The organism is Psychrobacter sp. AOP7-C1-14 (genome assembly GCF_052376135.1).
Lineage (GTDB): Bacteria > Pseudomonadota > Gammaproteobacteria > Pseudomonadales > Moraxellaceae > Psychrobacter.
This window is the reverse complement of sequence record NZ_JBQSVH010000006.1, coordinates 105,174-131,389: the sequence shown is the minus strand read 5'-3', so window position 1 is coordinate 131,389 and position 26,216 is coordinate 105,174. Positions and strand designations below refer to the sequence as shown.

Here is a 26,216-nt window from a genome sequence, read left to right as displayed (position 1 = left end):
GCAAAAAAAACACACAAACAACGCGATTAAGACATATGGTCATCACGTTGGCTGCAGAAAATTTGATATAAACGCATATTATGCCTAATCTCCCTTTGTTATACAACCAGCTGAGTTCAATCAAATAACGGGAATATACAAGTATCAGATGTATTTATTCAGGGATATTTGTATTAGGTTAAATATTGTCATTATGCTTGAAAACACTGCCTAGTGTGCACATATCAATCGCACGTTAATAAAAACAGCAATATCAATATATTTACTGACTTGAGGATTTATAAACATGCTATCTCACCCCCCTAAAAACCCTGTTGAGCTTAAAATACGTCACTTAAATGATGCTCAAAAGCAGCGCCGCGAAGATCTGGTGGAAGCTACTCAAGGCAAAGCTGCCCTCAAACAGTTCAAAAAAGCCATGGCCAAAAAAGCCAAGCAAGCACTGAAAGCAAAAACTAAGAGTAAGAAAAAACATACCGATGATAAGGCACAAGTTTTTGTGCTTGATTTCGACGGTGACATCAAAGCAACTGCGGTCAAACACTTGCGTGAAGAAATCAGCAGTCTAATTAGCACAGCAAACAAAGGTGACGAGGTTATCGTACGTCTTGAATCAGGCGGTGGTTTGGTACACGGCTATGGTTTGGCGGCAGCACAGTTGGTTCGATTAAAAGATGCTGGCCTAAAATTGACTGTTTGTGTCGATAAAGTGGCGGCGAGCGGTGGCTATATGATGGCTTGTGTTGCAGATAATATAATAGCAGCGCCATTCGCTATCATTGGTTCAATTGGTGTGGTATCGCAACTACCAAATTTTCATAAATGGCTAAAAAACCATGACGTCGATTATGAGATGTTTACTGCTGGTGACTATAAGCGCACAGTAACTGTATTTGGTGAAAATGATACCGAAGACCGCGCCAAATACCAAGAAGAGCTAGAGCAGACGCATGAGCTATTCAAGCATTTCGTTAATACCTATCGTCCAGAACTCGATGTTGCCAAAGTAGCCACGGGTGAGCATTGGTATGGTGAAGATGCGTTGAAGCTTAACTTAATTGATAGTCTGCAGACATCAGACAGCTATATTTTGGAGCGTATGGAAGATAATGAAGTATATGCATTGTATTCGCGTCAGAAGCCGACGTTAGCAGAAAAGTTAGGTTTGGCTCAAGCAGCAGAAGCAACATTGAGCATCGCTGTAGATAAATTACCTGATGCACTGGCACGTTTCGACCTAAACAGCCGCTTAAATATTCTGAAATAATGTTAGTTATCATTACGATAGTTAAATAGTAGTAATTTACGGCTCAAGATTTTTTAGATACATTGTTTATATTTTGTAAAAGGCGTGGCCTAGCTGGTCGCGCCTTTTTGCTGTTTATTGACATTTGCTGTGTTATAAATGTAGCACACGGAAAACAGTATACGTGCGTGCACTAAAGTTCTCATAGAGCTTTTATCAACACATGATTTAGACAATCAATTAATAAAGAAAAGGAAGTCATTTATGTCTAACGACAATTTAATGTTTACCGCAACAGAACATGGTCAAGCCATGCATGCCAAAGTCAAAGCTTTCATCGAAACGCACATTGAACCCATCGAAGCGCAGTTCTGGGAAGAATGTCACAAAAAAAATCCTGATGGCAACTGGGAAAACTGGGAATGGCCAGAAGCCTACGAAAATCTACGTAAACAAGCTCGTGAAGAGGGCCTGTGGAATTTATTCTTACCTGATGATACGTTGGGTGCAGGACTTTCAGTCACTGATTATGCGCCTATCGCAGAGTTGACTGGTCGCAGCTTGCTTGCACCACATGTATTCAACTGCAATGCACCTGATAGTGGCAATATGGAACTGCTATGGCGTTATGGCTCTCAAGAACAGCAAGACAAATGGCTGACTCCGCTACTGTCAGGCGAAACACGTTCTGTGTTTTGTATGACTGAGCCTGATGTGGCATCCAGTGATGCGACCAACATGCAAGCAACCGCTGTCGTCGAGGGTGATGAGATTGTAATCAATGGTAGCAAGTGGTGGTCATCTGGTCTTGGTGATCCAGCAGTTGATGTTTTGATCGTGATGGCATATACCGCAGATGAAAGTGCAGACCGTCATCATCAGCACTCTATGGTACTTGTGCCAGTTAAAACCGCAGGGGTGAAAATCAAGCGCATGCTCAAAGTCTTTGGTGATTATGATGCACCGCATGGACATGGTGAAATTAGCTTTGAGAATGTCCGTGTGCCAGTTAGTCACTTTATTGGTGGACCTGGTATGGGCTTTGAGATCGCGCAAGGTCGCTTAGGGCCAGGACGTATTCATCATTGCATGCGTTGTATTGGTGCTGCCGAAAAATCCATGGAGCTGGCAGTAAATCGCGGGATGTCACGTACCGCATTTGGCAAGCCGCTACTGCAATTGGGTGGTAACTTTGAGCGTATCAGCGAGGCCCGTATCAAAATTGATCAAGCACGTTTATTAACATTATATGCAGCACAGAAAATGGATGCTCAAGGCACCAAAAAAGCATTGACTGAAATCTCAGCCATTAAGGTAGTGGCGCCAACTGTATTGCAAGAAGTAGTTGATATGGCTATCCAAATCCATGGCGGAATGGGTGTATGCCAAGACACGATGTTGCCAGGGTTCTACGCACAAGCACGTGTATTACGTTTAGCAGATGGTCCTGATGAAGTACATAAAACAATGATTGCCAAGCTAGAGTTAAAGCGTCAAGGTTTTAGTCGTCCTACTAAATCTGATAAAGCTTAATTCTGACAAATAGTCGTATGAGTTGATTTTGATTTGCTCACATAACTGTTATTAAGAATATGCCAATCGTAATACCAATTGAAAATTCACTATTAACAACTTAGTAGTGAATTTTTATCACTCATATCTGTTATAAAAATAAATGATCACATGATAAGGAATGTCTCATGGAAACTGATAATAAAGTACTAGACAAAGGCGGTGCCGTACGCGAGGGTGAAGAGCTTGATACCAAAGCAATTAGTGAATGGCTACGCGCTCAAGGTGTCGACATAGTAGGCGAGCCTACTGTTACTCAGTTCTCGGGCGGTGCATCAAACTGGACGTATCGATTACAGTATGAAGGTGAAGACAAAAACCAAGATCTCATATTACGTCGTCCACCGAAAGGCACGAAAGCAAAATCTGCACATGACATGGTACGCGAATTCACTGTCCAAAAGGCGTTGAAAGATGCCTATCCTTATGTGCCTGAAATGATTGCTTTATGTACGGATGAAGCTGTTATCGGTGCCGATTTTTATGTGATGGAGCGGATGGAGGGTATTATCCCTCGTGCAGAATTACCAGAAGGTATCGATCTAGATCCTAAGCAAACGCATCTGCTTTGCACCAACGTATTAGACGCTTTGGTAGAGTTACATCAGATAGACTATACCGAGCATCCTGATTTGGTAAGTTTGGGTCGCGGTGAAGGCTACTGTGAACGTCAAATTAGTGGCTGGGACAGACGTTATGTTAAGGCTAAGACGCCCAACGTACCGAGCTTTGCACTAGTTAGACAATGGCTTGCCAAACACACGCCTGCGGATAGCAAAACCTGTATCATTCATAATGATTGGCGCTTTGACAATGTTATACTCGATGCAGACGAGCCGACTAAAGTTATTGGTGTGCTTGACTGGGAGATGGCAACGCTTGGCGATCCGTTGATGGACTTGGGTAGTGCATTGGCCTATTGGATCGAAGAAGATGACAATATCATCATGCAGCAGTTCCGTCGCCAGCCAACACATTTAGAAGGCATGATGACACGTGATGAAGTGGTTGACTACTATCTAAAAAAATCTGGTTTAGAGATAGATAACTGGACCTTTTATGAGGTATTCGGCTTGTTCCGCCTATCAGGTATCATTCAGCAAATCTACTATCGCTATTATCATAAGCAAACCACCAATCCAGCATTCAAAAACGCATGGCTTGCCATCCATGTCATGCATGCCAAGTGTCTAAAACTTATTGCTCAATACGAAGGTGAGACGCTATTCAATGCGCATGTTCAGCCACATTTAGAAGATATAGGCGTAGATGCTGCTGCTATTGAGCAGTTGCCAAGCCCTGTTCAAACAGTTGTCAAAAGTATTTTACCAAAAGGCTATTTTGCAAAAGCATCTGACTCTCCTGAAGCGTAAGCACTCAGCAAATCGTACTTTAGCAAATATGATAAAAGGTAATAATTTATGACAACCATACTTTTAGCACGTCATGGCCAAGCGTCTTTTGGACAAGAAAACTATGACCAACTCTCAGAGCTAGGCACTATACAGGCGCAAATGCTAGGTCAGCACTATGCAGCCACGCAGCGGCGTATTGATGCCATATTTACTGGTAGGTTGGTCCGGCAGCAAGATTCGGCTCGTCATTTCTGGGAGAGCTATCAGTCGTCTATAGATAGCCATGATGGTGATGGCACGCTTATGATGCCCGCAATCAATTTTGATCAACCTGATAGCTATATCCTACCGCAGTTTGATGAGTTTAATCACAAAGACGTGTTTGTTAAGTCAGCAGAAGCATCGGGTAATCGATCTGATATCTCAGCTGAAATCGCCAAAGCAGAATCGCCATCCACGCGATTGGCTGAGCTATTTGATAAAGCGATGCAACGCTGGCATGGTGGTGACAATGATCAAGACTATCTTGAAAGTTGGCCGCAGTTTAATAATCGTGCACAGCAAGCACTTGAACAAGTACGTACAAAAGTAGCAAGCATGAGCGTAGATCAGGACAGTACCGTGCTTGTATTTACGTCAGGTGGCGTCATTGCAGCAATTACTGCACAGTTACTGCGACAAGGTAGTCAGACAGCTTATCAACTGAATAAAAGTTTGGTCAATACTGGTGTGACTTCTATTACTTTAAAGAACCAAAGTTCTCGCTTGTTATCTTTAAATGAGTACAGTCATTTGTTCTCTGATGGAAAACCGTTCGTCACATGGCGATAAATCTGCGCATTATTTTGTGAATAGTATAGTGTTGTATAAACTCCATACACGTTTATACTAAAGAAATACCAATTCGTTTCTGTGCAATATCGACATACAAAGGACCGTGCATGCAAAATAAACTAGTAAAGTTGGTCGCTAACAATGTTCGCCATCGTAAAAATCAGATAGTAAGCGCCGTTCGGCCTTCAAGTTATCTAAAAGATTTGAACAAGCAGCAAATAGGCAAAGGTAAAACGGTGCTTATTACAGGAGCCAGTTCAGGTCTAGGCGAGGGGATGGCGAAGCTTTTCGCCAAACTAGGATATAGCTTAGCGATATGTGCGCGTCGTATTGATCGTTTAGAACATCTAAAGTCAGAACTGATGGACAAATATCCTGATATCCGAGTCGAATGTCGAACATTAGATGTCAGTGACTATAATGCGATCTTTGAAGTGTTTGATGCATTTACTACTGATTTTGGTCATATCGATAGAGTGATTGTAAATGCTGGTGTTGGCGAAAGTCGTCGAATCGGTAAAGGTCGCTTTGAGACTAACCGGCGTACGGTTGAAATCAACTTCATTTCAGCATTAGCGCAATGTGAAGCTGCCATGAATATTTTCCGGACGCAAAATAGTGGTCATCTAGTGGTGATATCAAGCATGTCAGCCGTTCGTGGTATGCCCAAACATCTAACAGCTTATGGTGCTAGTAAAGCTGGCTTGGCACATTTGGCAGAAGGTATTCGAGCTGATATGCTATTAACCAAGTTACCGATTAAAGTATCCACCATTTATCCAGGCTATATTCGCACTGAAATCAATGAAAATGCCAAACCATTACCGTTCGAAGTAGATACTGATACAGGAACTAAGGCTATCGTTACGGCGATTGAAGCGGGCGTAGATGAGGCCTATGTACCTAGTCTACCATGGTCTATTGTAGGTAAGGCAATGAAGTATATGCCATTGCAAGTGATCAACAAAGCAAATAAGTAGCTATATAGCAGTCAAAAAAAGCCCTCTACCTACTAGGTAGAGGGCTTTTTTATATTTTAACTTTTTAATTATGCAGTGCCTAATTATGTAGTACTTAGGATCAGAGAGTTTGAGGATTATCAGACATATGCTGTTCACGTAGTTTTTGGCGCAGTACTTTACCAACATTACTTTTCGGCAATTCACTGACAAATTCAATATGGCGTGGGCATTTGTAACCCGTTAAGTTGTCTAGTGCGAAATCTTTAATAACTTCTTTGGTGACATTGTTATCAGCAGGCACAATGTAAATTTTGACGGCTTCACCTTGATGTGCATCAGGAATGCCAATCACTGCGCAATCGACGATACCATTACAGTCGAGCATGACTGATTCAATTTCATTCGGGAATACATTAAAACCTGATACCAAGATCATGTCTTTTTTGCGGTCTAGTAAGGTAATATAACCTTTTTCGTCCATGCTAATGATATCACCTGTACGGAAATAGCCATCGCTTGTGAAATCATTAGTATTATCTTTATTAAAGTACCCAGATGTAATGTTAGGGCCTTTGATGCACATCTCGCCAGCTTGGTTTAGACCCACACGTTCGCCGTTATCATCTACTACAATAATATCAACACTAGGAACAGGTATACCAATCGTGCCGTTAAACTTGCGGTCAGTGATAACGTTAGCAGTACCTGCCGCGACACCTTCGGTCATACCCCAACCTTCAACCATCGGGCAGCCAGTTACTTCTAACCAACGTGCTGCTGTTTGTTCGGTCGCAGCCATACCGCCAGCTTGAGTGATACGCAATGAACTAAAGTCTAAGTTTTTAAAGTTCGGCTGATCAAGTAATCCCTTGAATAGTGTGTTGACCGCAGGGAAGATGTGGAACGGTTGCTTTGATAAAGTTTTGACAAACCCTGGCATATCGCGCGGATTGGGTACCAATATAAAGGTATAACCTGAACGCATACCGAGCAAGCTAAGCATAAAGGCAAAAATATGGTAGAGCGGTAAGGCCATTACCATGTTGATGTACACCTCATTGATACCTGAAGTCACAGGACGATACCACGCTTCTGATTGCATAGCAGCAGCGACGACATTACGCTGAGACAAAACGGCACCTTTAGATAGTCCTGTAGTACCACCGGTATACTGTAAAATAGCTTTTTGTTGTAGGGTGGTTTTTGGTGCTTGAATGGGTAGGTTTTTCCCTTTTTTCAATACTTCAGGGAATTTAGTGACATTATATTTAGGGTCGTTCAGGTTATATTTTGGAACTAAGCGTTTGACCTGACGGATGACCGTATTGACCAAAATACCCTTTAGCCCCATCATATCGCCCATTTTTGATAGCACGATACGTTTGATATTGGTCTCTTCAATGACTTGCTCTAGGGCTTGGGCAAAGTTATCAACAACAAAGATAACCTGAGCACCTGAGTCATTTAACTGGTGGCGCAGCTCACGGCCTGTGTATAATGGATTCACAGGAGTACAAACGTAACCTGCTCGTAGGATACCAATCATAGTCGGCAGGTACTGGGGTACATTTGGCATCATTAGAGCAACGACACTACCTTTAGGTAAACCTTGAGCCTGCAACCATGCTGCTACTGCAAGTGAAGCATTATCAACATCACCATAAGTATGCGTAACACCCATACAGATAGTCATTGGATGCATACGGAAGCGGTTGAAACATTCTTCATATAATTCTATAAGGCTTTCGTACTGATCAGGATTAATTGTCTTAGGCACGTTTTCTGGGTATTGAGCGAGCCAAGGTTTATCTATTGTCATGATTAGCGTCCTTAAATATTCGTCATTTAAGGCTCTATAAAAAAGTAGTCACATCCATGTCAACAATTTAAATTGCTGTTCCGTTAGCGATAAATTGTCGAGTGCTATCCTATATATTCACATACTGCTAAGATACGGGGCCTCTATAAAGTTTTATTTAATCATAGAGCATAAATAGCTCAATAAATTAAACAGATCAATCAATGTTTTTGGTGATGAAAATAGCTACTAACAAATACTGCTAATCAATCGATATTAGCCATGATTATATAGGATTAAAATAGCAGAAAGTATAGTGACACATTTTGACGACACATTAACATAACTACAACTATTCTAGTTATTTTTATACAAGAACTTGATAGTTTACAGTTAAATTTGATAAATAAAATAAAATATGTTGGATAATTAGACAGTTACTCTGAAAGTAATCTACTTTACTATCAAATAATTAGTATAGGTTTTATTCAGAAAATCTCATATAAATATTCGTTGTAATAAGACAGCTCTAAAAATAAATAACAAAATATGAGTATAGGAAAAGAGTATCTTATAATTATTGTAAGATACTCTTAAATGAAAATATATTTATGCTTCCTAAGCAGTAGACGAGTATTTACATTTGAGGGTAGTCTGCTTTGTGTTTTTCACGCAATTTTTGACGTAGTACTTTACCGACATTACTTTTCGGCAAGTCGCTCACAAACTCAATGTGACGTGGGCATTTATAGCCAGTTAAATTATCTAATGCAAAATCTGTAACCACTTCTTTGGTAACATTATTATCTTTAGGGATCACATATATTTTAACGGTTTCACCTTGATGACTATCAGGAATACCAATTACTGCACAGTCAAGAATGCCGTCACAGTCAAGCATCACAGATTCAATTTCGTTCGGGAAAACATTAAAACCTGATACTAAAATCATGTCTTTTTTACGATCTAGCAGTTTAATGTATCCCTTGTCATCCATGCTGACGATGTCACCCGTACGGAAATAACCATCGCTAGTAAAATCAGCACTACTGTCTCTATTCAGGTATCCAGAAGTAACGTTAGGGCCTTTAATACACAGCTCGCCACCCTCGTTCAGTTCTACATGTTTGCCGTCCTCATCAATAATGATGACATCTACGCCAGGTGCTGGCACTCCGATAGTACCATTAAACTCACGATTAGTGACGACATTGGCAGTGCCGACGGCGACGCCTTCTGTCATGCCCCAACCTTCGATCATTGCGCAGCCAGTTACCTCTAACCAACGTTTGGCAGTTTGCTCAGTAGCAGCCATACCACCAGCTTGTGAAATACGTAAAGAGCTGAAGTCCAAATTTTTAAAGTTTGGATTATCAAGCAGCCCTTTGAAGAGCGTATTAACTGCAGGGAAGATATGGAACGGTTGCTTTGATAAAGTTTTGACAAATCCAGGAATATCACGGGGATTAGGTACCAATATAAAGGTATAGCCTGAGCGCATACCAAGTAGGCTGAGCATAAATGCGAAAATATGATAGAGCGGTAATGCCATCACCATATTGATATACACTTCATTAATTTCAGACGTGATAGGGCGGGTCCAAGCTTCTGATTGCATCGCTGCGGCCACAATATTACGCTGTGACAAAATGGCGCCTTTTGAGAGTCCTGTAGTACCACCTGTATATTGCAAAAATGCTTTTTGATCCAAAGACATTGTTGGTTGCTGAAAAGGTAAGTTTTTTCCCTTTTTCAGCACTTCAGGGAATTTGGTGACATTGTATTTAGGATCGTTCAGGTTATATTTCGGAACCAGACGTTTGACCTGACGGATAATTGTATTGACCAAAATACCTTTCAATCCCATCATGTCGCCCATTTTTGATAGGATGATGCGCTTGATAGCCGTTTCTTCAATGACTTGCTCAAGTGCTTGGGCAAAGTTATCGACTACAAAAATTGCTTGAGCACCAGAGTCGTTGAGCTGATGACGTAGTTCTCGGCCAGTATATAATGGGTTCACAGGGGTGCATACGTAGCCTGCACGTAATATCCCAATCATAATAGGTAGGTACTGAGGTACATTTGGCATCATGAGAGCGACGACACTACCTCGTGGTAAACCTTGAGCTTGTAACCATGCTGCTACTGCAAGTGAAGCATTATCAATGTCACCATACGTATGGGTTACTCCCATACAAATACTCATTGGATGTCCACGAAAGCGATCGAAACATTCTTCGTACAGCTCCATAATACTGCTATATCTATCGGGATTGATGGTTTTTGGCACGCCGGCTGGATATTGAGAGAGCCAAGGTTTGTTCGATATCATAGTTAGCATCCTTGCGATTTGATATAGGCTAAAATAGTTTAAGAGGATAGTTGTCAGCTTATCAGTAGTACAAACCACTACTTGTTTTAAGCGGTATGTATCATAGTCAATAGCATCCTTGTCTATTGATTAACCGCGATTTTTTATCGCTGATATGTGCTTTATTCAATAATTATTTGGACAAAGCATCAAACAGAACAGAAGTTTTAATAACAGCAGTAGTGTTCGTTCTAAAACTATTCATTTGTTGCTGACAACTCAAGTATCAAAAAAACGATACATTTGAGCAATACATTAGCATGAATCAAGCTTAAAAAAATATTAGGAAGCAGTACTGAGCAGTACATATATTCTTATTAAAGAATTTATCGGTTATAAAGTTCTAAAAATAAAGTAACATTTAAATAGTATGAGTAAGTTAATAGAGGGCGAATATCGAAATTATTGCGGAAGAGAAAACTGCTCACGATTATTAAAAAACCGTCGATAGATAAGTAACGCACTAATAGTGCAGCCAAGTGTGCTGCTGGCACATATCAGGAACATAGTGACTATCTGGTAGCGTACGGCTTGAGTAGGATCAGCGCCTGCTAGTATTTGACCAGTCATCATACCCGGTAAGCTAACGATACCAACGACTAGCATAGAGTTTAAAGTCGGAGTCATGCCGTTAGTGATTGCTGCTTTTACTTGCTCATGGACGGCTTCGAATGGCTGAGCGGATAGACTGAGCATCATCTCTATACGCCCTGATTGCTCATGAAAGGATTCGATCAATTGATTGCTCGTTAATGAGATGGCAGTCAGAGAGTTCCCTAGTATTAGACCCAATATAGGAATAATAAATTGCGGTGTATACCAAGGCTGAACATTCAAAATCATGATAATTGCAATCGTCGTTACCAGTATTGCTGAGATACCGACTGCCAATAGCGTATCTGTCAGTAATCCTTTATAACTGCGCTTAACGCGATTTTTGGCGGCACTTCCTGCAATTAAAGTCATGACTGTCAAAATAAGCAATACTTCATACCATTGTTCACGTGCAAAAATCCACGCCAATATCAGTCCGATAAAGCTAAGCTGTATGATGGTACGAAGTGCCGCTATCAGAAGTGTTTTGCTTAGCTTTAAGCGTAATCGCCGAGAGATGAGGAGTACGATGATAATCAGACTGCTGGCAAGAGCGATATCACTATAAGTGAGAAATATTTGCATATCATTCGTACCACTCATATGAGCTTATTGTGGAAGTAGTTATAGTAATAATATAAGGGGAGGCATGAGGTTGCTAATGTGCCAAATTTTTTAGCAACTATACGAAGACTTAATCATTTGATTAAATATTCTTGTATAAAAGTTCTTCAAGAATCTGCGGTGAGTACACCTGCTTGCATATGCCAGTGTCTATCGGCCAAAGGCATAATGTCTTTTGTATCGTGAGTCACCCATAGTAGTGTGCGCTGTGCATCTGTATGCAACCAGTTGATGAGTAAGTTGACTAGTTGTGCTGAGGTGTCAATGTCCAAAGCAGCCGTTGGTTCATCTAGCAACAGAACCTGCGGGTTTAGTTGCAATAGACGTAGTGTATTGACCAGTTGGCGCTCGCCACCAGATAAACGCTTGGCGTCTTGTTGCAAAAAATCTGTGCTTCTATCCAAATGTTCAAGCTGAGCAACATGCCAGTCTCTATCAAAAGTTTGCGACTGATGAGCATGCAATTGATAAGGCATTTTTAAGTTTTCAAGGACACTACCGTCCAACAACTGCGGATGCTGAGCGAGTAGGGCAACGTGCTTGCGCCACAGTACAGGTGCAGTCTCATGAATATCGAGATAAGTATTACTCGGCTTATCATCACCGTGCAAACGAACAGTGCCGCTGTTCAATGGTAGTAATCCTGCTAATGCTCGCAGCAATACTGATTTACCGCTACCAGATGCTCCAGTCAAAACAGTGACTTGTCCTGACAATAGTTTGCCACTTGCACCACTTATTAGCGCTCGATCATGAGTTGGTAGTTCTTTATCCAGTGAGGGGTTTGTGGCTAGCTTACTTGCCCACTTTTGATAAATGCTAGATGGTATAGAGGTTTTACTCGAGACTGCTTTGCTATTTTTGATGCTATCAGTACTTATCGTTCGTCTGCTATGTACCCATAGATAATCAAATTTAAGTAACACTCTATCCGTATCCATACTCATAGTGTTTTAATGTTGACTATTTATTTGCTCATCGATGGCCTGTTTGATCTTATCGTGCAGTTTTTTCGGTACACGAATAGGACGCATTGGTATGGTAGTCATTGCATGGTCTGATTTATCACCGTCTATTTTGTCATCAGCCATTGGCTCTGGTTTGACAAGGTTTTGCACGCAAGCAATAACGATTTTGGTGCTGCTTAGTAGCTGACTGTTGTCTGTTTCGGTAGATCCATGATTTGGTAAGTGGCGATGAATGCTTTGATAAAATATAATGCTGGCAGGTTTTAGCTCAACTTTATCAATACGTACACTAATCACCTCATCTAACAGAATCGCTCTTTTGTATTGTAAGTCTGCCTGACTCACGACAAAATGCTGCACGTCACCGCTGTCAGTTTGCAAAAAATACCCATTTAAACCTAGTTCAGTAAACCAGTCGCGTCGACAGTTTTCAAAAAATACCAAATGATTGGCGTGATAGACTATACCGCCAGCATCAGTATGGTTAATATAGACGTTGTAGTCTTTAGCAAATAACGGTTTGATATCATTATTTAGGGCTGATGTTTTATTTTTTTGCTCAGTTGTTGTCATAGCGATGCTCGATATTTTTGATAAATTTTGTTGAATAAAAATGTTTCAGATAGACCAATAATAGATAGTGCTTACAATAAGAGTTACTCTAGCTCAAGATATCAGGCCACGCAACCGCTAGAGCCGCTTACATTTGTTATCATAGTCGTTTATATCTCACCCTCTTATATGAGCGCTATATTCTAACCAATCAGTATAGGACAGTTTATGACCCGTTTTGTCAGTTTTAACATCAATGGTATCCGTGCACGTCAGCATCAGCTTGAGGCGGTGCGCGAGGTAATCGATCCTGATGTCATGGGCCTACAAGAAACCAAGGTTCATGATGATCAGTTTCCGCTTGGCAATATCGAAAGCCTAGGCTACCACGTAGAGTATTTTGGACAAAAAGGGCATTACGGCGTTGCACTATTATCAAAAGCTGCACCTGTATTTGTACAAAAAGGCTTCCCTGGCGAGGATGAAGAAGCCCAGAAGCGCTTTATTCATGCACGTTATGAGCTTGAAGGTCGTGAAGTGGATGTACTCAATGGTTATTTCCCGCAAGGAGAAAGCCAAGATCACCCGACTAAATTTCCGATGAAGCGCGCTTATTATGCCAATTTGATGGCTTATATTGATACGTTAAAAGCGGAAGGCCGTTCGATTATTGTCATGGGTGATATGAATATTGCACCAGAAGATATCGATATTGGTATTGGAGAAGTTAATGCCAAACGCTGGTTAAAAAATAGAAAAACCTCATTTTTGCCAGAAGAGCGCGAATGGTACTCAGCATTGATGTCACGTGAGCTGACAGATACTTACCGACTTCACTACCCAGAGAGCACCGAGTTATACAGTTGGTTTGATTATCGCAGTCGCGGCTTCAATGATGAACCTAAGCGTGGTTTGCGTATTGACCATATTCTATGTACATCAGACCTAATCGGTAAATGTATCGATGCTGGTATCAGTTATGAGCTTCGTGCTATGGAAAAACCGTCTGATCATGCACCGATTTGGTCAGCATTTGACTTAAAGAAAGCGTAATACTTATATACCGTGATACCTATATATAGTCAATCTTATGTAAACTAGGTACGACAATCAGCTTGCTCAGTTTACTAGTTATAGAGCTGAAGCCAGTTCTTTTGGTATCTGAATAATTTTGAAATGGATTATAGTATTTATCACTTCGTACTCCGTACACAACGATAAAAATTGAGAAATAAGGATTTTATTATGGCTGTTGGAAATGTATCAGTACCTGATGTTATCTATCCTATTGAGGGCATTAAGCTCAGTGCTACAGCGGCAGGTGTTCGCTATAAAGACCGCGATGATCTAGTCGTCATCGAAATATCTGAAAAGGCTACTACCGCGGTTGTCACCACTAAAAATACCTTTTGCGCCGCACCAGTTCGAGTATTGCGTGAGCACTTTGCCAAGGTCAGTCCGCGCTATTTAGTTACTAATACAGGTAACGCAAATGCAGGTACAGGCGCTGATGGCAAACGCCGTGCTATTGATATCTGTACAGCATTGGCTGAAAAGACTGATGTAGATACCAATACGATATTGCCGTTTTCCACTGGCGTGATTGGTGAACCATTAAATAGTAATGCGGTTATTGCAGGTCTAGATGATGCATTGGCTAATCTAGCGACTGATAGCTGGCGGGCTGCTGCTAATGGCATTCGTACGACGGATACCATTCCCAAATTATCCAGCCAAAAAATTGATGTAGCAGGTACTAGCTATCACATCACTGGTATGTCTAAAGGTTCAGGAATGATACGCCCAAATATGGCGACGATGCTGGGCTATGTGGCGACAGATGCTAATATTGCTGCTGATCTACTGCAAGAGATGCTAAGCGCTATCAACGAGAAGTCTTTCAACCGTATTACTGTTGATGGTGACACTTCAACCAATGATTGTTGTGTGTTGATTGCAACAGGTGCTGCTAGCTCAGATATGATCGACAGCCCAGAGCATCCACATTATCAGCCAGTATTTGATGCATTAGCCGAAGTGTTTGTTCGTTTGGCACAATTGATTGTACGTGATGGCGAAGGCGCGACCAAATTTATGACGGTCAAGGTGACTGGCGGTCAAATCACGCAAGAATGCTGCGATGTGGCTTATGCAGTCGCACATTCACCCTTGGTAAAAACGGCATTTTTTGCCAGTGATGCCAACTGGGGACGTATATTAGCAGCAGTGGGTTATGCTGGTATCGAAGACCTAGATACAGAGCGAGTCGATGTGTACTTGGATGAAGTGATGATTTGCCAAAATGGCGGTGTCGCACCTGACTATACAGAAGAGGCGGGCAAGACCGTTATGAGTCGTCCTGAAGTTACCATACATATCGATCTTGCACGTGGTGATGCGAGCGATACTGTCTATACCTGCGATTTATCATATGATTACGTCAAAATAAACGCTGATTATCGTAGCTAGTCGTTTTCAAAAATACAGAACTTACGTAGTTATATAAGAGCCAGAATAATATTTGTTCTGGCTTTTTAATGTCAAACATCTGCTCGGTAGCAAATTACTCTGTTATTTAATACGCTTTATTAACATCAGTTGCAAAAGCTGACGTTACTTTACAAAGCAGTTATAGAGAGCAAGACAAATTACGACCTATACTGGTTTCAGTAAATAGCAAACAGCCTTATTAGCTTTAACCAAAGTGAGATAAGGTGTTCAAAATAATAAGCTTGTTCAGACAACAGCGAACTAGTAACAAATAAGCAATAACAATTATCTGAGGATTGAATAATGAAAAAATTAGCACTTGCAGCATTGATGACGACTTTTGCTCTTTCTGGTTGCTCTACTATGGGTATGGATAACGAGCGCACCATGGTTGTTGAAGGACAACCAATGAACGTCAAAGTAGTTAATATCCCAAGTTTCGAAGTGGAAGTTGCACCACGCAAAGCAGTATGTGATTTGACTGCCACTGATGGCAGCATGGTTGAATCACAGTGCTTACAATATCGTCAGACCTATCAGAAAAACTTCTCTACGTTAAATGGCAATATTCAAGGTTTCACTTATGAGCCGAACTACCGTTATATTCTAGACGTACGCCAAGAAGCAATGACAGCAGAAGGCTCTGACGTAGTACAGCCAGTATGGATTCTAAACGAGGTGGTATCAAAAACTGCTGAATAATATTGACATTAATATGTAGCGAAATTAGTTATATATCACAAAAAGGCCTCTAATTCGTTAGAGGCCTTTTTATTGTTACTAAGCTATTTTTTTCAAAATGTAATTAACACTGACTGTAATTGACACTGACGCCGCGCGTTGCCGTAGGGATTCTATTATCAGCATAGACAGCCAGACCGCCTCGTGCTGTTTCTTTATATTTATCAGACATATCTGCACCTGTCTGCTTCATGGTCTCTATCGCTTTGTCTAGAGATACGAAATGCTGACCGTTACCTCTGCAGGCTAAGCGTGCTGCATTAATGGCTTTGACCGCGCCCATTGCATTACGTTCGATACATGGTACTTGGACCAAACCGCCAATAGGATCACAAGTAAGACCTAAGTTATGTTCGATGCCAATCTCTGCCGCATTTAGGCATTTAGCTGGCGTACCATTCATAATTTCTGCTAGTGCAGAGCCTGCCATTGCGCATGCAGAACCCACCTCACCTTGGCAACCGACTTCAGCACCAGAAATTGAGGCATTTTGCTTGATAAGGCTACCGATAGCAGTGGCGTTTAGCAAAAACTTACGAACACCATCTTGGCTGTAGTTGGGCAAAAAGTCACGATAGTAATGAAGTACTGCCGGAATGATACCTGCTGCGCCGTTGGTTGGAGCCGTGACTACTTTACCACCATTGGCGTTTTCTTCATTGACAGCAAGCGCGTATAAATCGACCCAGTCCATAGCGGCTAATTTGTCATTCTTAGTGATAGGCTGATCTTTTTCAGCACACAACTGTGTATGCAAATCTTGAGCACGGCGCTTTACATCTAATCCGCCTGGCAAGATACCACCGTTTTCACAGCCTTGTTTGACGCAATCCTGCATCACTTCCCAAATGCTATCTAAGTAAGAAAAAACTTCTTCTTTTGTATGAAAATGACATTCGTTTGCTAGTACCAATTCGCTGATGCTCAAGTCATGTTCACGACACTGCTCTAGTAGCTCTGCTGCGTTATTGAACGGGTAGGGAACTCTATCGATGGTTGGACTAGCATGATCTTCGTCAGGGTTGGTCGCATCTTCTTCATTAATGACAAAGCCGCCACCGACTGAATAATAAGTCTGCTGATAGCGAGCGCCTTCAGCCGAGATAGCGCGTAATGTCAATGCATTAGGGTGATAAGGCAGCACCGTATCGTCATACCAGTAGATGTCTTGCTCTGTATCAAAATCAATCGTATGCGTACCTGATACATTGAGAATTTTGTCAGAAAAGATAGGGGATAGGTAGCTACTGGTCAAGCGTGTATCTATCGTACTGGGCGTATGTCCAAGCAGTCCTAATAGTATAGCTGTGTCTGTTGCATGACCTTTTCCGGTCGCTGCCAACGAGCCATACAGTTCAATTTCAATGGTCTCAACTGCAGTTAGTTTTATCTGCTCAGTTAGTGAGGTCAAAAACAAGTTTGCAGCTACCATCGGTCCGACTGTATGCGAACTGGATGGGCCGACTCCGATTTTAAATAAGTCAAAAACACTAATCATAATAAGTCACCAAAAATTTAAGCGCTTTAGCATATTTTATTTATTGCATTGGGCACTTGTGTGAAAAATATAATAAACAGCCATCACGCCTAGTCACCGTTAGCAGGTGGGCGCGAGACACTATTTATAAAGGTAGTAAGGTAAATGAGCACAGAGAGCAGTTGAATAATAACTTTTATTTATTTTGAAACTCCGTTATCATGCTCGCAGTCAACAACTATGTAACATCCTGTAAGTTGGTTATCATCGTAAAATAAGACGAATTAAGAAAGACTGAGTTTTTAGTCAGACGTATTCGGGTTCATACATTTAGCGAGATATGGTTATCATACCAAATAATACTTTTGGTTTGTCATATTACAACATAAATGAATGAATTGGGATGACATATTATAGGTAGAAGGACTTAAGGTTCTGCTATTTATTGATGTACTTATTTTATCAGTTATTCTAGCCTATTACTTTAGCTTAGCTCACATAGGACAAGCGCGCATGGCATCTCAAAAAGACCCTTCATCAGCTTCAGACAATAGCGCTCAAGATCTATCGACTCAAAATGCTTTGGAATCTGCAGGCATTGATTCAGCCGCTATTAATTATCCGCACAATCCAGACTTTGAAAATGGCCGTTGGTTTCCGACATGGCGTCCTTATAAGGGCGACTTAGACCGAGACCCAGTCGGTATCAATGACTATTTACCTCCGTCAAAGAGTGTATTGCTCGGTATACAGCATACATTTGCGATGTTTGGTGCAACCGTTCTTGCGCCTTTATTGATGGGGTTCGATCCCAACTTAGCCATCTTGATGTCTGGTATCTGTACGGTAATGTTCTTTATGATTACCGGTGGGCGCATGCCGAGCTACTTGGGATCAAGCTTTGCTTTTATTGGTCCAGTCATCGCGGTGACCGCTTATGCAGGTGCAGGTTTCAATGACAATCTAAATGTTGCGCTAGGCGGTATTATGGCCTGCGGAATTATTTATGCATTGATTGGTCTGCTAGTGATGAAGACGGGTACAGGTTGGATTGAGCGTTTGATGCCGCCGATCGTGACAGGTGCGATTGTCATGATTATCGGTCTTAACTTGGCGCCAGTAACCATTCAAGGTGTGTCTACCAATCAGTTTGATGCTTGGATGGCGACTTTGACCGTACTGCTCATTAGTGGAGTGGCGGTATTTACTCGTGGTATGTTGCGTCGTTTATTGTTACTCGTTGGTCTAGTGCTGTCGTACGTTGCTTATTTTGTCATGACCAATGTTTTAGGTTTTGGTACAGCGATTGACTTTAGTACGGTAGCCGCCGCTTCATGGTTTGGACTACCGAGCATCCATACTCCGCGCTTTGAGATGAGCGCCATTATCCTAATTGCGCCTGTAGCCTTTATTTTGGTCGCTGAGAACCTAGGGCATTTTAAAGCAGTAGAGGGTATGACCAAGTCTCGTGTGACGCCTTATATGGGTCGAGCATTTTTGGCCGATGGCTTAGCCACGACTTTTTCAGCAGGGTTTGGTGGTACAGGTGTTACCACTTATGCTGAAAATATTGGCGTCATGGCGGTTACCAAAGTCTATAGCACGACGATATTTGTCGTAGCAGGTTTGGTGGCTATCATATTGGGACTTTCGCCAAAGTTTGGTGCTATCATTCAGACCATACCAGCGGCTCTATTGGGCGGTGCTTCTATTGTTGTCTTCGGCCTTATCACTGTTGCTGGAATAAAAATCTGGATCGATAGCCATATTGATTTTAGTAAAAACAGCAACCTAATCATCGCGGCAGTTACTGTCATTATGGGTACTGGTAACTTTAGCTTGCACTTAGGCGGTTTTGATTTAGGCGGTATTGGTACAGCTACTTTAGCAGCTATCGTGTTGAACGCGTTATTCAATAAAAGTTCTGAGGCTAAATAAATTTCATTAGATTGGAGCTTGAGTCTATCGAGTGAAAACAGCCAAAATATATCTCCTCTAATAAAAAGCGTCCATACTATCAATAGTATGGGCGCTTTTTATTAGCAGTTTGGAACAGCAATAGTAACGGATAACAGTGCCGGAATTATTTGTAGTCTCGCTTATAGAATCTGGAAAAAAACCGATAGCGGCGAAGCGCACGTGGTTTTGGTTTTAAAGAGCCTAAGTAAATAGCAAACATCGTTAATAGTGCGCCACTCCACTGTAAAGTGTTGATTGGCTTGTCCAGCCAGCTATAATCAATGACAAGGGCTGCAATAGGTTCAGTCAACAATAGCAATCCAGTCAGTGCTAGAGATAGCTTAGGAATAGAGTAGGCAATCAACCCCCATGCTAAGCACTGCATTACCGTACCATAGATAAGTACCCAGCCAATCTCAGACCACGTGTTTGGTAGGATATTGCCTGTATCAAATACAAACATCGGTATAATCATAGCTAAGACGCCGCCAACACTGATCAGCTGCATTAGCATAAATATAGGCGTCGGTTCAGTGTCATGCGTTTTACGGATAAATGTCATGGATGCAGCCAACATCCCTCCTGATACAATACCAGTGACAAATCCCAAAGTCGCAGCGGTGTTGTGTGCAAATTCAGGGCTGCCTATCATCGCCACGCCTATCATGGCTAAAAACAAACTAATAAGCTGCACGATAGACTGACGCTCATTGAAATACAAAAATCCAATCGCGGCCAAGAAGAATATTTGCAGACTGTTAAGCAGCGTCGAAATACCAGGCCCAACCGCATAAATACTCTCATGCCACAACGCCAAATCTAATCCTAAAAACGCCCCCGATAGTAGCGCATAACAAATGGCGCGTCTTGATTTGGGCATACGTTGGCCCATTATCTTAGCCAATATAGCAAATACAATACCAGAAACCGCCAATCGCCAAAATGACATGGCCCATCCGCCAATATCGACGTGAGCGACAATCAAACTACCCAATCCAAAAATGATACAACCAATGACTAAGCCAATAGGTGCAGATCGCGTTGAAGCAATAGCCATAATTTGTCCTTATAGTATTATTTTGAATAACAGCATTCTTATTATCATTGCCTTATGTCAGAACTTATGTTGACATAAAGCTATATTGTCGTGGTTTTGAGCGTGAAATGAAATGGCAAAATCATAATTTATTATGGTGAATGAAGAAACTATCGCTGTGAAAGAAATTGCTGAGAATGTTAGAAGGGATGTGGTAGCCAATGTGATTGATATAGCTAACTTTTTTAATTAACTTATAGTCGTTAAATAAAGGCGGTTATATCAAAGTATTTGTATCAGAGCATCAGTGTATGAGCGCTTAAAAAAGAAAAAAGTATGCAAATGACTTCTTTATAGAGATGGTATGCGTATAGCATTCTAAGCGATATTAACGTTGCAACACATGTATAGTGAATTGACGATATAATGCAACGTTTATTCAATGTACTTAACGTCTCATTTGTTATACCAAACAATCTACATATTATTTGTCTAGGTTTATTTATGCTTCAACGATTGCTATCAAAAAAACAGCCACATATATTGTCTGGTTTACTACCAAAAATAACGCGATACAGTTTTATTATGACGGTTCTATCCAGTGCATTGTTTCTGATGCCCAATGCACAAGCTGCTAGTTGTAAAATCCCAAAAAGTTATTACAAAAACGTGTCCTGCACATCCAGTAGTAGTTACTTTTTGGCGATCAAAGACTATGGTGCGCCAGTGGCGTTAATTGATAAAAAAGGGAAACGAGCTGTTGATTTATTACGTTATCAAAAGGTCGATGCCGATAAACTATCGGGCGGCCTGTTACCTGTAACGCGTAATAATCGAGTCGGTTATCTTAATATGCAAGGGCGTGAAGTCGTACCAGCCATATACGATATATTGACAGAGAGTCAAGGATGGGCAAGGCCTGTATCGAATGGGCGTATCGTGGTAAAAAAAGATGGTAACTATGGTGTGATCAACACAGCCAACAGTACTGTTGTCTCTTTTTCGGCAGCGATTGATGACATCGATAATTATCGTAATGGGGTGGCGCGTGTGCGCAAAGGCCGTGCAACCAGTTGGGTGGATAAAAATGGCAATGCAGTGAGTGATCCAAATGCACAGAATGACACTCAAGTGAATAAACCTAGCTCTTCTAACGATAAATCTAGCGCAGCATCACAGTCTACACCAGCACGTTTTACGACGCTTCAATCACGTCAGCAGGATGGTAAATGGGGTTTCGTCGATGATAATGATGTCATTATGATTACGTACTCATTTGATGAAGTACGTCCGTTCTCTGAGGGATATGCTGGCGTGCGTATCGGTGAAGAGTGGGGTTTTATCAATTTAGGCGGTGAGCTGGTGATTCCTTTTCGCTTTGCTAATAGCGGTGTAAATACAAAGGATAGCTATCAAGGTAAGCCATCCTTTGTATTTACAGATGGTAAGGCGTGGATTGGTAACCTGAAGAATGGAAATAAAATGTGTATTGATAAGGAAGGGGCTGGCGTGGCTTGTGATTGATGCAATTCCCCAGATTGAAGAAATAATCAAAAAGAGTGTAGAACCTATAAGTTAGCAATAGGTTTTACACTCTTTTTTACAACGCTAAGATTTTACGGACCTAATTTTTAAAGCTATTTGCCTGATAAATGATTACTAATCAAATCGACCATATAGGGCTGATAATATTCTGGAATATCATGCGCCATACCTTCGATGAGATGGAAGGTAGCATTGGGAATAGTTTTGGCAACGACTCGGCCTTGCGAGGCAGGTATTAATCCATCAGCGCTACCATGTAATACAATCGTTGGTGCTTTGACTTGTTTACTAAATCGGCTGATAGAGCCTGATGCCAAGATAGCATTGAGCTGCTGTACTGTACCAAGCGGGTGGAAATTGCGCTGATAGCGAATCTTAGCAATTTCACGCACCATACGCACATTGACATGACCTGGTGTGCCGACCGTTTTCATGAACCAAACACTGTGCCGCACGATATCACGTTCAGAATGACTCTCTGGACGGTTGATAAGGGTGTATAGCTGTTTGGGTTTAGGCGGCTTTAGAAACGCACGATTGGTCGTGGTAAACATAAGTGCCATTCGCTGCACTAGACTTGGATAACGTGCTGCTACGATTTGAGCAATCATACCGCCCATAGAGGCACCAAGCAGATGTGTCTTACCGAGTTTGAGCGCTTTAATTAAACGTACGGTGTCTTCAGCCATGTCAGTCAAGTTATAAGCGACCTGTGTGCTTTTATTAGATAATCCAGTCTGCAGACGTAACATCATCTTGAGCTGGCTAATACGCGGCAGCCCTTCTATCTGTACTTTAGAGGACAAGCCAATATCACGATTATCAAAACGAATCACAAAAAAACCAGCATCGATAAAGCGCTTAATAAAATTGTCTGGCCAAAATACCATCTGTGAGCCTAGACCCATAATCATCAGCAGTGGCGGGTTATTAGGGTTGCCACCAGCTTCGACGCACAATTCAATACCATCGCCGATGTCAATCATCGCTTGGTAGAGATGCTTACTCAAGTCAGAGTCGCGCCATTGATGCTCCCCAAGTTTGCGCCACTCAGGAGTAGGGTAGTTATTCAGATGCTCTTCTAGATTGCTATCTAGCGTTTCAGGCAATTTGGCACTATTGATGTCATTTGATTTTGTCATGAAGTGTCCTAATTAGAGAGTCATCTACTACAGCTCAAGCATCTCAAAATCAAGCTTACCGACGCCGCACTCAGGGCAAGTCCAGTCATCAGGGATGTCTTCCCACTTAGTACCAGGTGCGATGCCTTCTTCTGGGCAGCCAAGCGCTTCATCATATATCCAGCCGCAGACAATACATTCATAACGTTTCATAAATAGTCCTATCGATCATTACAGTTGTAGCGTGCTACAAACGCTCATTTTTAATCTTACAGCTATTATATTAGACTGCAAAAACGCACGTAGTTTAGCATATAACCGCAGTTTTCATAGTTAAGTTTACACTTGTATATTGAGATGACTTTTCTTTTATCAAGTCAATCACATACGTTCCATCATTAGCGCCTAATAACAAGCCCAGACACCAGCCCATCATACGAAAACCAATTATGCTATAATAATTGCCGCTAAATTCACCGTAATGCTCAGCATTTGTCGCTGATATATCATTCAGTTGTTGTCTTATCTAAACCATCTAAATACATAAGCTAAGGGTAATCATGAGTACCAATGCCGCCGCCACATCCGCCACCGACCATGAGACGTCTCATGTGCTTAATACTGACCATCCGTTTTGGCAGATTATTCGCACAGTACCAGACTTTCCGAAAGCTGGCATTGATTTTTATGACATTACTCCGTTACTGCGCAGTCATGTTGATGCTGTTATCGATGCGCTGCTTGCTGCCTTGCCAGAAGGTCTTATGGATGAGGTGGATTGTCTGGGTGCGGTAGAAGCGCGCGGCTTTGTATTTGCCAGTATGCTAGCAGGTCGCTTGGGCAAAGGAATGATCTTGCTACGTAAACCAGGTAAGCTGCCACCACCTGTTGCCAATAAAGCCTATGCATTGGAATATGGTAAAGACACGCTTGAGATGCAAAACAACCTACCGCCTGAACGTGTATTATTAGTTGATGATATTTTAGCGACTGGTGGTACGTTGACCACTGCTTATGAGTTGTGTCAATCAGCTGATCATACTGTGGTTGGTGCGCTAGTGTTATTGGACTTGGTCGATTTGCATGGCGAGTTCCCAGTACCTGTTTATACGGTATTAAAAGCTTAGAGTGAACCACTATATTTTTTGACTGCTTTAGACATTCCTTACGATAAAAAAGCGCCCTGACATATAATCAGGGCGCTTTTTTTTGATGTGTGTTGAGTAGGCTATATTTATTGCTCTTCGCTCTGCTCGTAGGCTGTACAAGACTGCTCTATCACTGTGCGACCGACTGTCTTTGGTGTGGTGGTTTTAAAGTCTTTTGTGGTCAATATTGGCTTTTCTGACTGCCATGATTTGGTTACTTTGCCTTCAGCATCGTAGTTAACAAAGGCTCGTCTGTAGTAACTAGCGTCTTTACACGAAATCAGTAATTGTTGCTCACTATGGTCAATACTGCTTTTTTCTTCCTGCGAGTCATCGGTTTTAGTATCTTTGTCTTTAGGATAGGTTCTGAGAACAGATACTGTGATATTTTCGACGTCTTTTTCATCTATGATACGGATGTCAGAGCTTTCAATAGAATCCAAATCTATACTAAAAATTGATCCAGAGCTGCTCTCGGACACCTCTGCCCAGTTGACCGCCTGGGCGCTGATCGCTAAAGCACTGCCTGCCAATAATATTGATAGCCGTTTCATACTTAAGCCTTGCTTCTTGTCATTTGAAGTAGGTAATGATAGCCAACTTACTATTAGCAGGCAAATATCTTTTGTGCCAGCCCAGTATCCGTTGTGTGTGAATTATTACCCGCGGATGGCTGCTAATGTCTTAGCCAGCTCGTCACGCGCTCCGATAAAGCCATCAATGCCTTTAGGTAATAAGTCCTGCGTAACCTTATCTTGCTGATACGCAGCGCTAAACTCTTCGTGCGTTAAGCTCACTTGAGTCATCGCCTTCATATCCATTGACATGCTTGGAGACAGTTGGCGAGTTACCTCAGTGTCCATAGCCGCCAGCTCGTCAATAAGATTAGGAGCTATGGTCAATAAATCACAACCTGCCAATGCTAGAATTTGCTCGGTAGAGCGGAAACTAGCGCCCATTACTTGCGTCTGGTAACCGTGCTGCTTGTAGTACTGATAAATGAGCTTGACTGACTGCACGCCCATGTCGTCAGAGGCTGGTACGTGTTGACGGCTTTGCTGGCGTTTTTGCCAATCTAAAATACGTCCAACAAAAGGCGATATTAGGGTTACGCCAGCATCTGCACAGGCAATCGCTTGATGTTGTCCAAATAGTAGGGTTAGGTTACAGTGAATATTTTGGGTTTCAAGATAGCGCGCCGCCTCGATACCTTGCCAAGTCGCCGCCATTTTTATCAATACTCTTTCTGAGTCGACGCCAGCTTTTTGGTAAGCATCCATAAAGGCCAGTGCCTTATCTATCGTCGCTTGAGTATCGTAAGATAGACGAGCGTCGACTTCGGTAGAGACTCGGCCTTCGATCAGCGCCAAAATATCACAGCCGACTTGAACGGTCAGCGCATCGATCACGGCATCGACGTCACCATTGTGACGACTCATCGCTTCTGACAGCATGCCCTGGTTATCAGGATGAGTCATGGCCTTAGTGATAAGGCTTGGGTTGGTGGTCGCATCGATAGGTTTTAAACGGGCAATAGCGGCAAGGTCACCAGTATCAGCAACAATGGTAGTCATAGTGCGTAGCTGTTGTAATGCGCTCATCAGGTATCCTTTTTCTTATTAATCACATGATGCTCCTCTTATATATAACGGGTAGGGAGCTGAACTGAGACTGTAACACAGTTTTGAGCCAGTGTTGCTTCATAGTTGTGCTATACGTCGCTGTTATTTGGCTTAACTTTGCTAATATTAATAACAATTAGTATATTTATACGCATTTACGAATGGGCACTGACCTCAGTTTTTGCTATAGTAGAGCCG

The 26,216-nt window shown here is 41.8% G+C and carries 22 protein-coding genes; 11 read left to right on the top strand and 11 right to left on the bottom strand.

The genetic code is table 11. The annotated features are described in order from the left end of the window. Positions 1 to 286 precede the first annotated feature (286 nt). The 5 genes from sohB to ACT3QN_RS06590 all read left to right on the top strand — a co-directional run bounded on the left by sohB (position 287) and on the right by ACT3QN_RS06590 (position 5,987). Complete coding sequence (gene sohB / locus ACT3QN_RS06610) at positions 287 to 1,267, top strand: protease SohB (protein ID WP_444522077.1); 981 nt, start codon at positions 287 to 289, stop codon at positions 1,265 to 1,267. Between the two features lie 261 nt (positions 1,268 to 1,528). After that, a complete protein-coding gene (locus tag ACT3QN_RS06605; RefSeq protein ID WP_444522136.1) occupies positions 1,529 to 2,779 on the top strand; it encodes an acyl-CoA dehydrogenase family protein in 1,251 nt (416 codons plus the stop codon). Between the two features lie 167 nt (positions 2,780 to 2,946). Further along, complete coding sequence (locus ACT3QN_RS06600; RefSeq protein ID WP_444522078.1) at positions 2,947 to 4,191, top strand: phosphotransferase family protein; 1,245 nt, start codon at positions 2,947 to 2,949, stop codon at positions 4,189 to 4,191. 48 nt (positions 4,192 to 4,239) lie between these two features. Further along, positions 4,240 to 5,004 (top strand): histidine phosphatase family protein, encoded by a 765-nt coding sequence (locus ACT3QN_RS06595; protein WP_444522079.1) that lies wholly within the window; start codon positions 4,240 to 4,242, stop codon positions 5,002 to 5,004. A gap of 110 nt (positions 5,005 to 5,114) precedes the next feature. Beyond that, on the top strand, positions 5,115 to 5,987 hold the full coding sequence (locus ACT3QN_RS06590; protein ID WP_444522080.1) for an SDR family oxidoreductase: 873 nt from the start codon (positions 5,115 to 5,117) through the stop codon (positions 5,985 to 5,987). A 100-nt stretch (positions 5,988 to 6,087) separates the two neighbouring features. Here ACT3QN_RS06590 and ACT3QN_RS06585 read toward each other — a convergent pair whose 3' ends face one another. From ACT3QN_RS06585 to ACT3QN_RS06565, 5 genes are all read right to left on the bottom strand, one after another. Beyond that, positions 6,088 to 7,788, bottom strand: coding sequence for an AMP-binding protein (locus ACT3QN_RS06585; protein WP_444519751.1), 1,701 nt, complete (start codon positions 7,786 to 7,788; stop codon positions 6,088 to 6,090). Positions 7,789 to 8,404: 616 nt separating this feature from the next. Beyond that, positions 8,405 to 10,102: an AMP-binding protein gene (locus ACT3QN_RS06580; RefSeq protein ID WP_444522081.1), complete on the bottom strand. Its 1,698-nt coding sequence runs from the start codon at positions 10,100 to 10,102 to the stop codon at positions 8,405 to 8,407. A gap of 441 nt (positions 10,103 to 10,543) precedes the next feature. After that, complete coding sequence (locus ACT3QN_RS06575) at positions 10,544 to 11,320, bottom strand: ABC transporter permease (RefSeq protein ID WP_444522082.1); 777 nt, start codon at positions 11,318 to 11,320, stop codon at positions 10,544 to 10,546. A 146-nt stretch (positions 11,321 to 11,466) separates the two neighbouring features. Beyond that, positions 11,467 to 12,300 (bottom strand): ABC transporter ATP-binding protein, encoded by an 834-nt coding sequence (locus ACT3QN_RS06570; protein WP_444529092.1) that lies wholly within the window; start codon positions 12,298 to 12,300, stop codon positions 11,467 to 11,469. Positions 12,301 to 12,312: 12 nt separating this feature from the next. Then, a complete protein-coding gene (locus ACT3QN_RS06565) occupies positions 12,313 to 12,900 on the bottom strand; it encodes a hotdog domain-containing protein (protein ID WP_444522084.1) in 588 nt (195 codons plus the stop codon). 207 nt (positions 12,901 to 13,107) lie between these two features. Here ACT3QN_RS06565 and xthA point away from each other — a divergent pair, with 207 nt between their 5' ends. From xthA to ACT3QN_RS06550, 3 genes are all read left to right on the top strand, one after another. Next, the gene (gene xthA, locus ACT3QN_RS06560; protein ID WP_444522085.1) at positions 13,108 to 13,932 is read left to right on the top strand and encodes an exodeoxyribonuclease III; all 825 of its coding nucleotides are present in this window, start codon (positions 13,108 to 13,110) and stop codon (positions 13,930 to 13,932) included. A gap of 192 nt (positions 13,933 to 14,124) precedes the next feature. Further along, the gene (gene argJ, locus ACT3QN_RS06555; RefSeq protein WP_444522086.1) at positions 14,125 to 15,348 is read left to right on the top strand and encodes a bifunctional glutamate N-acetyltransferase/amino-acid acetyltransferase ArgJ; all 1,224 of its coding nucleotides are present in this window, start codon (positions 14,125 to 14,127) and stop codon (positions 15,346 to 15,348) included. Positions 15,349 to 15,672: 324 nt separating this feature from the next. Then, the gene (locus ACT3QN_RS06550; protein WP_444522087.1) at positions 15,673 to 16,071 is read left to right on the top strand and encodes a DUF4377 domain-containing protein; all 399 of its coding nucleotides are present in this window, start codon (positions 15,673 to 15,675) and stop codon (positions 16,069 to 16,071) included. 103 nt (positions 16,072 to 16,174) lie between these two features. On the opposite strand, the gene ACT3QN_RS06545 is transcribed toward ACT3QN_RS06550, so the two are convergent. Continuing rightward, positions 16,175 to 17,611, bottom strand: a complete 1,437-nt coding sequence (locus ACT3QN_RS06545) for an L-serine ammonia-lyase (RefSeq protein ID WP_444522137.1) — start codon at positions 17,609 to 17,611, stop codon at positions 16,175 to 16,177. A gap of 489 nt (positions 17,612 to 18,100) precedes the next feature. Between ACT3QN_RS06545 and ACT3QN_RS06540 the strand changes: the two genes are divergently transcribed. After that, a complete protein-coding gene (locus ACT3QN_RS06540; RefSeq protein WP_444519760.1) occupies positions 18,101 to 19,525 on the top strand; it encodes a solute carrier family 23 protein in 1,425 nt (474 codons plus the stop codon). A 145-nt stretch (positions 19,526 to 19,670) separates the two neighbouring features. Here the strand turns inward: ACT3QN_RS06540 and ACT3QN_RS06535 are convergent, their stop codons facing one another. Further along, the gene (locus ACT3QN_RS06535; RefSeq protein ID WP_444519761.1) at positions 19,671 to 20,603 is read right to left on the bottom strand and encodes a DMT family transporter; all 933 of its coding nucleotides are present in this window, start codon (positions 20,601 to 20,603) and stop codon (positions 19,671 to 19,673) included. Positions 20,604 to 21,167: 564 nt separating this feature from the next. Between ACT3QN_RS06535 and ACT3QN_RS06530 the strand changes: the two genes are divergently transcribed. Then, the gene (locus ACT3QN_RS06530) at positions 21,168 to 22,106 is read left to right on the top strand and encodes a WG repeat-containing protein (protein ID WP_444519762.1); all 939 of its coding nucleotides are present in this window, start codon (positions 21,168 to 21,170) and stop codon (positions 22,104 to 22,106) included. Between the two features lie 113 nt (positions 22,107 to 22,219). Here the strand turns inward: ACT3QN_RS06530 and ACT3QN_RS06525 are convergent, their stop codons facing one another. Then, positions 22,220 to 23,269, bottom strand: a complete 1,050-nt coding sequence (locus ACT3QN_RS06525) for an alpha/beta fold hydrolase (protein WP_444519763.1) — start codon at positions 23,267 to 23,269, stop codon at positions 22,220 to 22,222. A 27-nt stretch (positions 23,270 to 23,296) separates the two neighbouring features. Further along, positions 23,297 to 23,461 carry a rubredoxin gene (locus tag ACT3QN_RS06520; RefSeq protein ID WP_057759803.1) on the bottom strand — a complete coding sequence of 55 codons (165 nt, stop codon included), beginning with the start codon at positions 23,459 to 23,461 and terminating at the stop codon, positions 23,297 to 23,299. Between the two features lie 347 nt (positions 23,462 to 23,808). Between ACT3QN_RS06520 and ACT3QN_RS06515 the strand changes: the two genes are divergently transcribed. Then, positions 23,809 to 24,375 (top strand): adenine phosphoribosyltransferase, encoded by a 567-nt coding sequence (locus ACT3QN_RS06515; protein ID WP_444522088.1) that lies wholly within the window; start codon positions 23,809 to 23,811, stop codon positions 24,373 to 24,375. Positions 24,376 to 24,482: 107 nt separating this feature from the next. On the opposite strand, the gene ACT3QN_RS06510 is transcribed toward ACT3QN_RS06515, so the two are convergent. Both ACT3QN_RS06510 and ACT3QN_RS06505 read right to left on the bottom strand, forming a co-directional pair. After that, complete coding sequence (locus tag ACT3QN_RS06510; protein WP_444522089.1) at positions 24,483 to 24,950, bottom strand: hypothetical protein; 468 nt, start codon at positions 24,948 to 24,950, stop codon at positions 24,483 to 24,485. 105 nt (positions 24,951 to 25,055) lie between these two features. Further along, complete coding sequence (locus tag ACT3QN_RS06505) at positions 25,056 to 25,997, bottom strand: transaldolase (protein ID WP_444522090.1); 942 nt, start codon at positions 25,995 to 25,997, stop codon at positions 25,056 to 25,058. Positions 25,998 to 26,216: the final 219 nt, after the last annotated feature.

Coding starts and splice junctions, on each gene's coding strand:
- argJ (WP_444522086.1), top strand. CDS start 14,125: ATGGCTGTTGGAAATGTATCAGTACCTGATGTTATCTATCCTATTGAG.
- ACT3QN_RS06590 (WP_444522080.1), top strand. CDS start 5,115: ATGCAAAATAAACTAGTAAAGTTGGTCGCTAACAATGTTCGCCATCGT.
- ACT3QN_RS06505 (WP_444522090.1), bottom strand. CDS start 25,997: ATGAGCGCATTACAACAGCTACGCACTATGACTACCATTGTTGCTGAT.
- ACT3QN_RS06595 (WP_444522079.1), top strand. CDS start 4,240: ATGACAACCATACTTTTAGCACGTCATGGCCAAGCGTCTTTTGGACAA.
- ACT3QN_RS06580 (WP_444522081.1), bottom strand. CDS start 10,102: ATGATATCGAACAAACCTTGGCTCTCTCAATATCCAGCCGGCGTGCCA.
- ACT3QN_RS06570 (WP_444529092.1), bottom strand. CDS start 12,300: ATGGATACGGATAGAGTGTTACTTAAATTTGATTATCTATGGGTACAT.
- ACT3QN_RS06605 (WP_444522136.1), top strand. CDS start 1,529: ATGTTTACCGCAACAGAACATGGTCAAGCCATGCATGCCAAAGTCAAA.
- ACT3QN_RS06575 (WP_444522082.1), bottom strand. CDS start 11,320: ATGCAAATATTTCTCACTTATAGTGATATCGCTCTTGCCAGCAGTCTG.
- sohB (WP_444522077.1), top strand. CDS start 287: ATGCTATCTCACCCCCCTAAAAACCCTGTTGAGCTTAAAATACGTCAC.
- ACT3QN_RS06515 (WP_444522088.1), top strand. CDS start 23,809: ATGAGTACCAATGCCGCCGCCACATCCGCCACCGACCATGAGACGTCT.
- ACT3QN_RS06510 (WP_444522089.1), bottom strand. CDS start 24,950: ATGAAACGGCTATCAATATTATTGGCAGGCAGTGCTTTAGCGATCAGC.
- ACT3QN_RS06550 (WP_444522087.1), top strand. CDS start 15,673: ATGAAAAAATTAGCACTTGCAGCATTGATGACGACTTTTGCTCTTTCT.
- ACT3QN_RS06565 (WP_444522084.1), bottom strand. CDS start 12,900: ATGACAACAACTGAGCAAAAAAATAAAACATCAGCCCTAAATAATGAT.
- ACT3QN_RS06600 (WP_444522078.1), top strand. CDS start 2,947: ATGGAAACTGATAATAAAGTACTAGACAAAGGCGGTGCCGTACGCGAG.
- ACT3QN_RS06530 (WP_444519762.1), top strand. CDS start 21,168: ATGACGGTTCTATCCAGTGCATTGTTTCTGATGCCCAATGCACAAGCT.
- ACT3QN_RS06585 (WP_444519751.1), bottom strand. CDS start 7,788: ATGACAATAGATAAACCTTGGCTCGCTCAATACCCAGAAAACGTGCCT.
- xthA (WP_444522085.1), top strand. CDS start 13,108: ATGACCCGTTTTGTCAGTTTTAACATCAATGGTATCCGTGCACGTCAG.
- ACT3QN_RS06525 (WP_444519763.1), bottom strand. CDS start 23,269: ATGACAAAATCAAATGACATCAATAGTGCCAAATTGCCTGAAACGCTA.
- ACT3QN_RS06520 (WP_057759803.1), bottom strand. CDS start 23,461: ATGAAACGTTATGAATGTATTGTCTGCGGCTGGATATATGATGAAGCG.
- ACT3QN_RS06540 (WP_444519760.1), top strand. CDS start 18,101: ATGGCATCTCAAAAAGACCCTTCATCAGCTTCAGACAATAGCGCTCAA.
- ACT3QN_RS06535 (WP_444519761.1), bottom strand. CDS start 20,603: ATGGCTATTGCTTCAACGCGATCTGCACCTATTGGCTTAGTCATTGGT.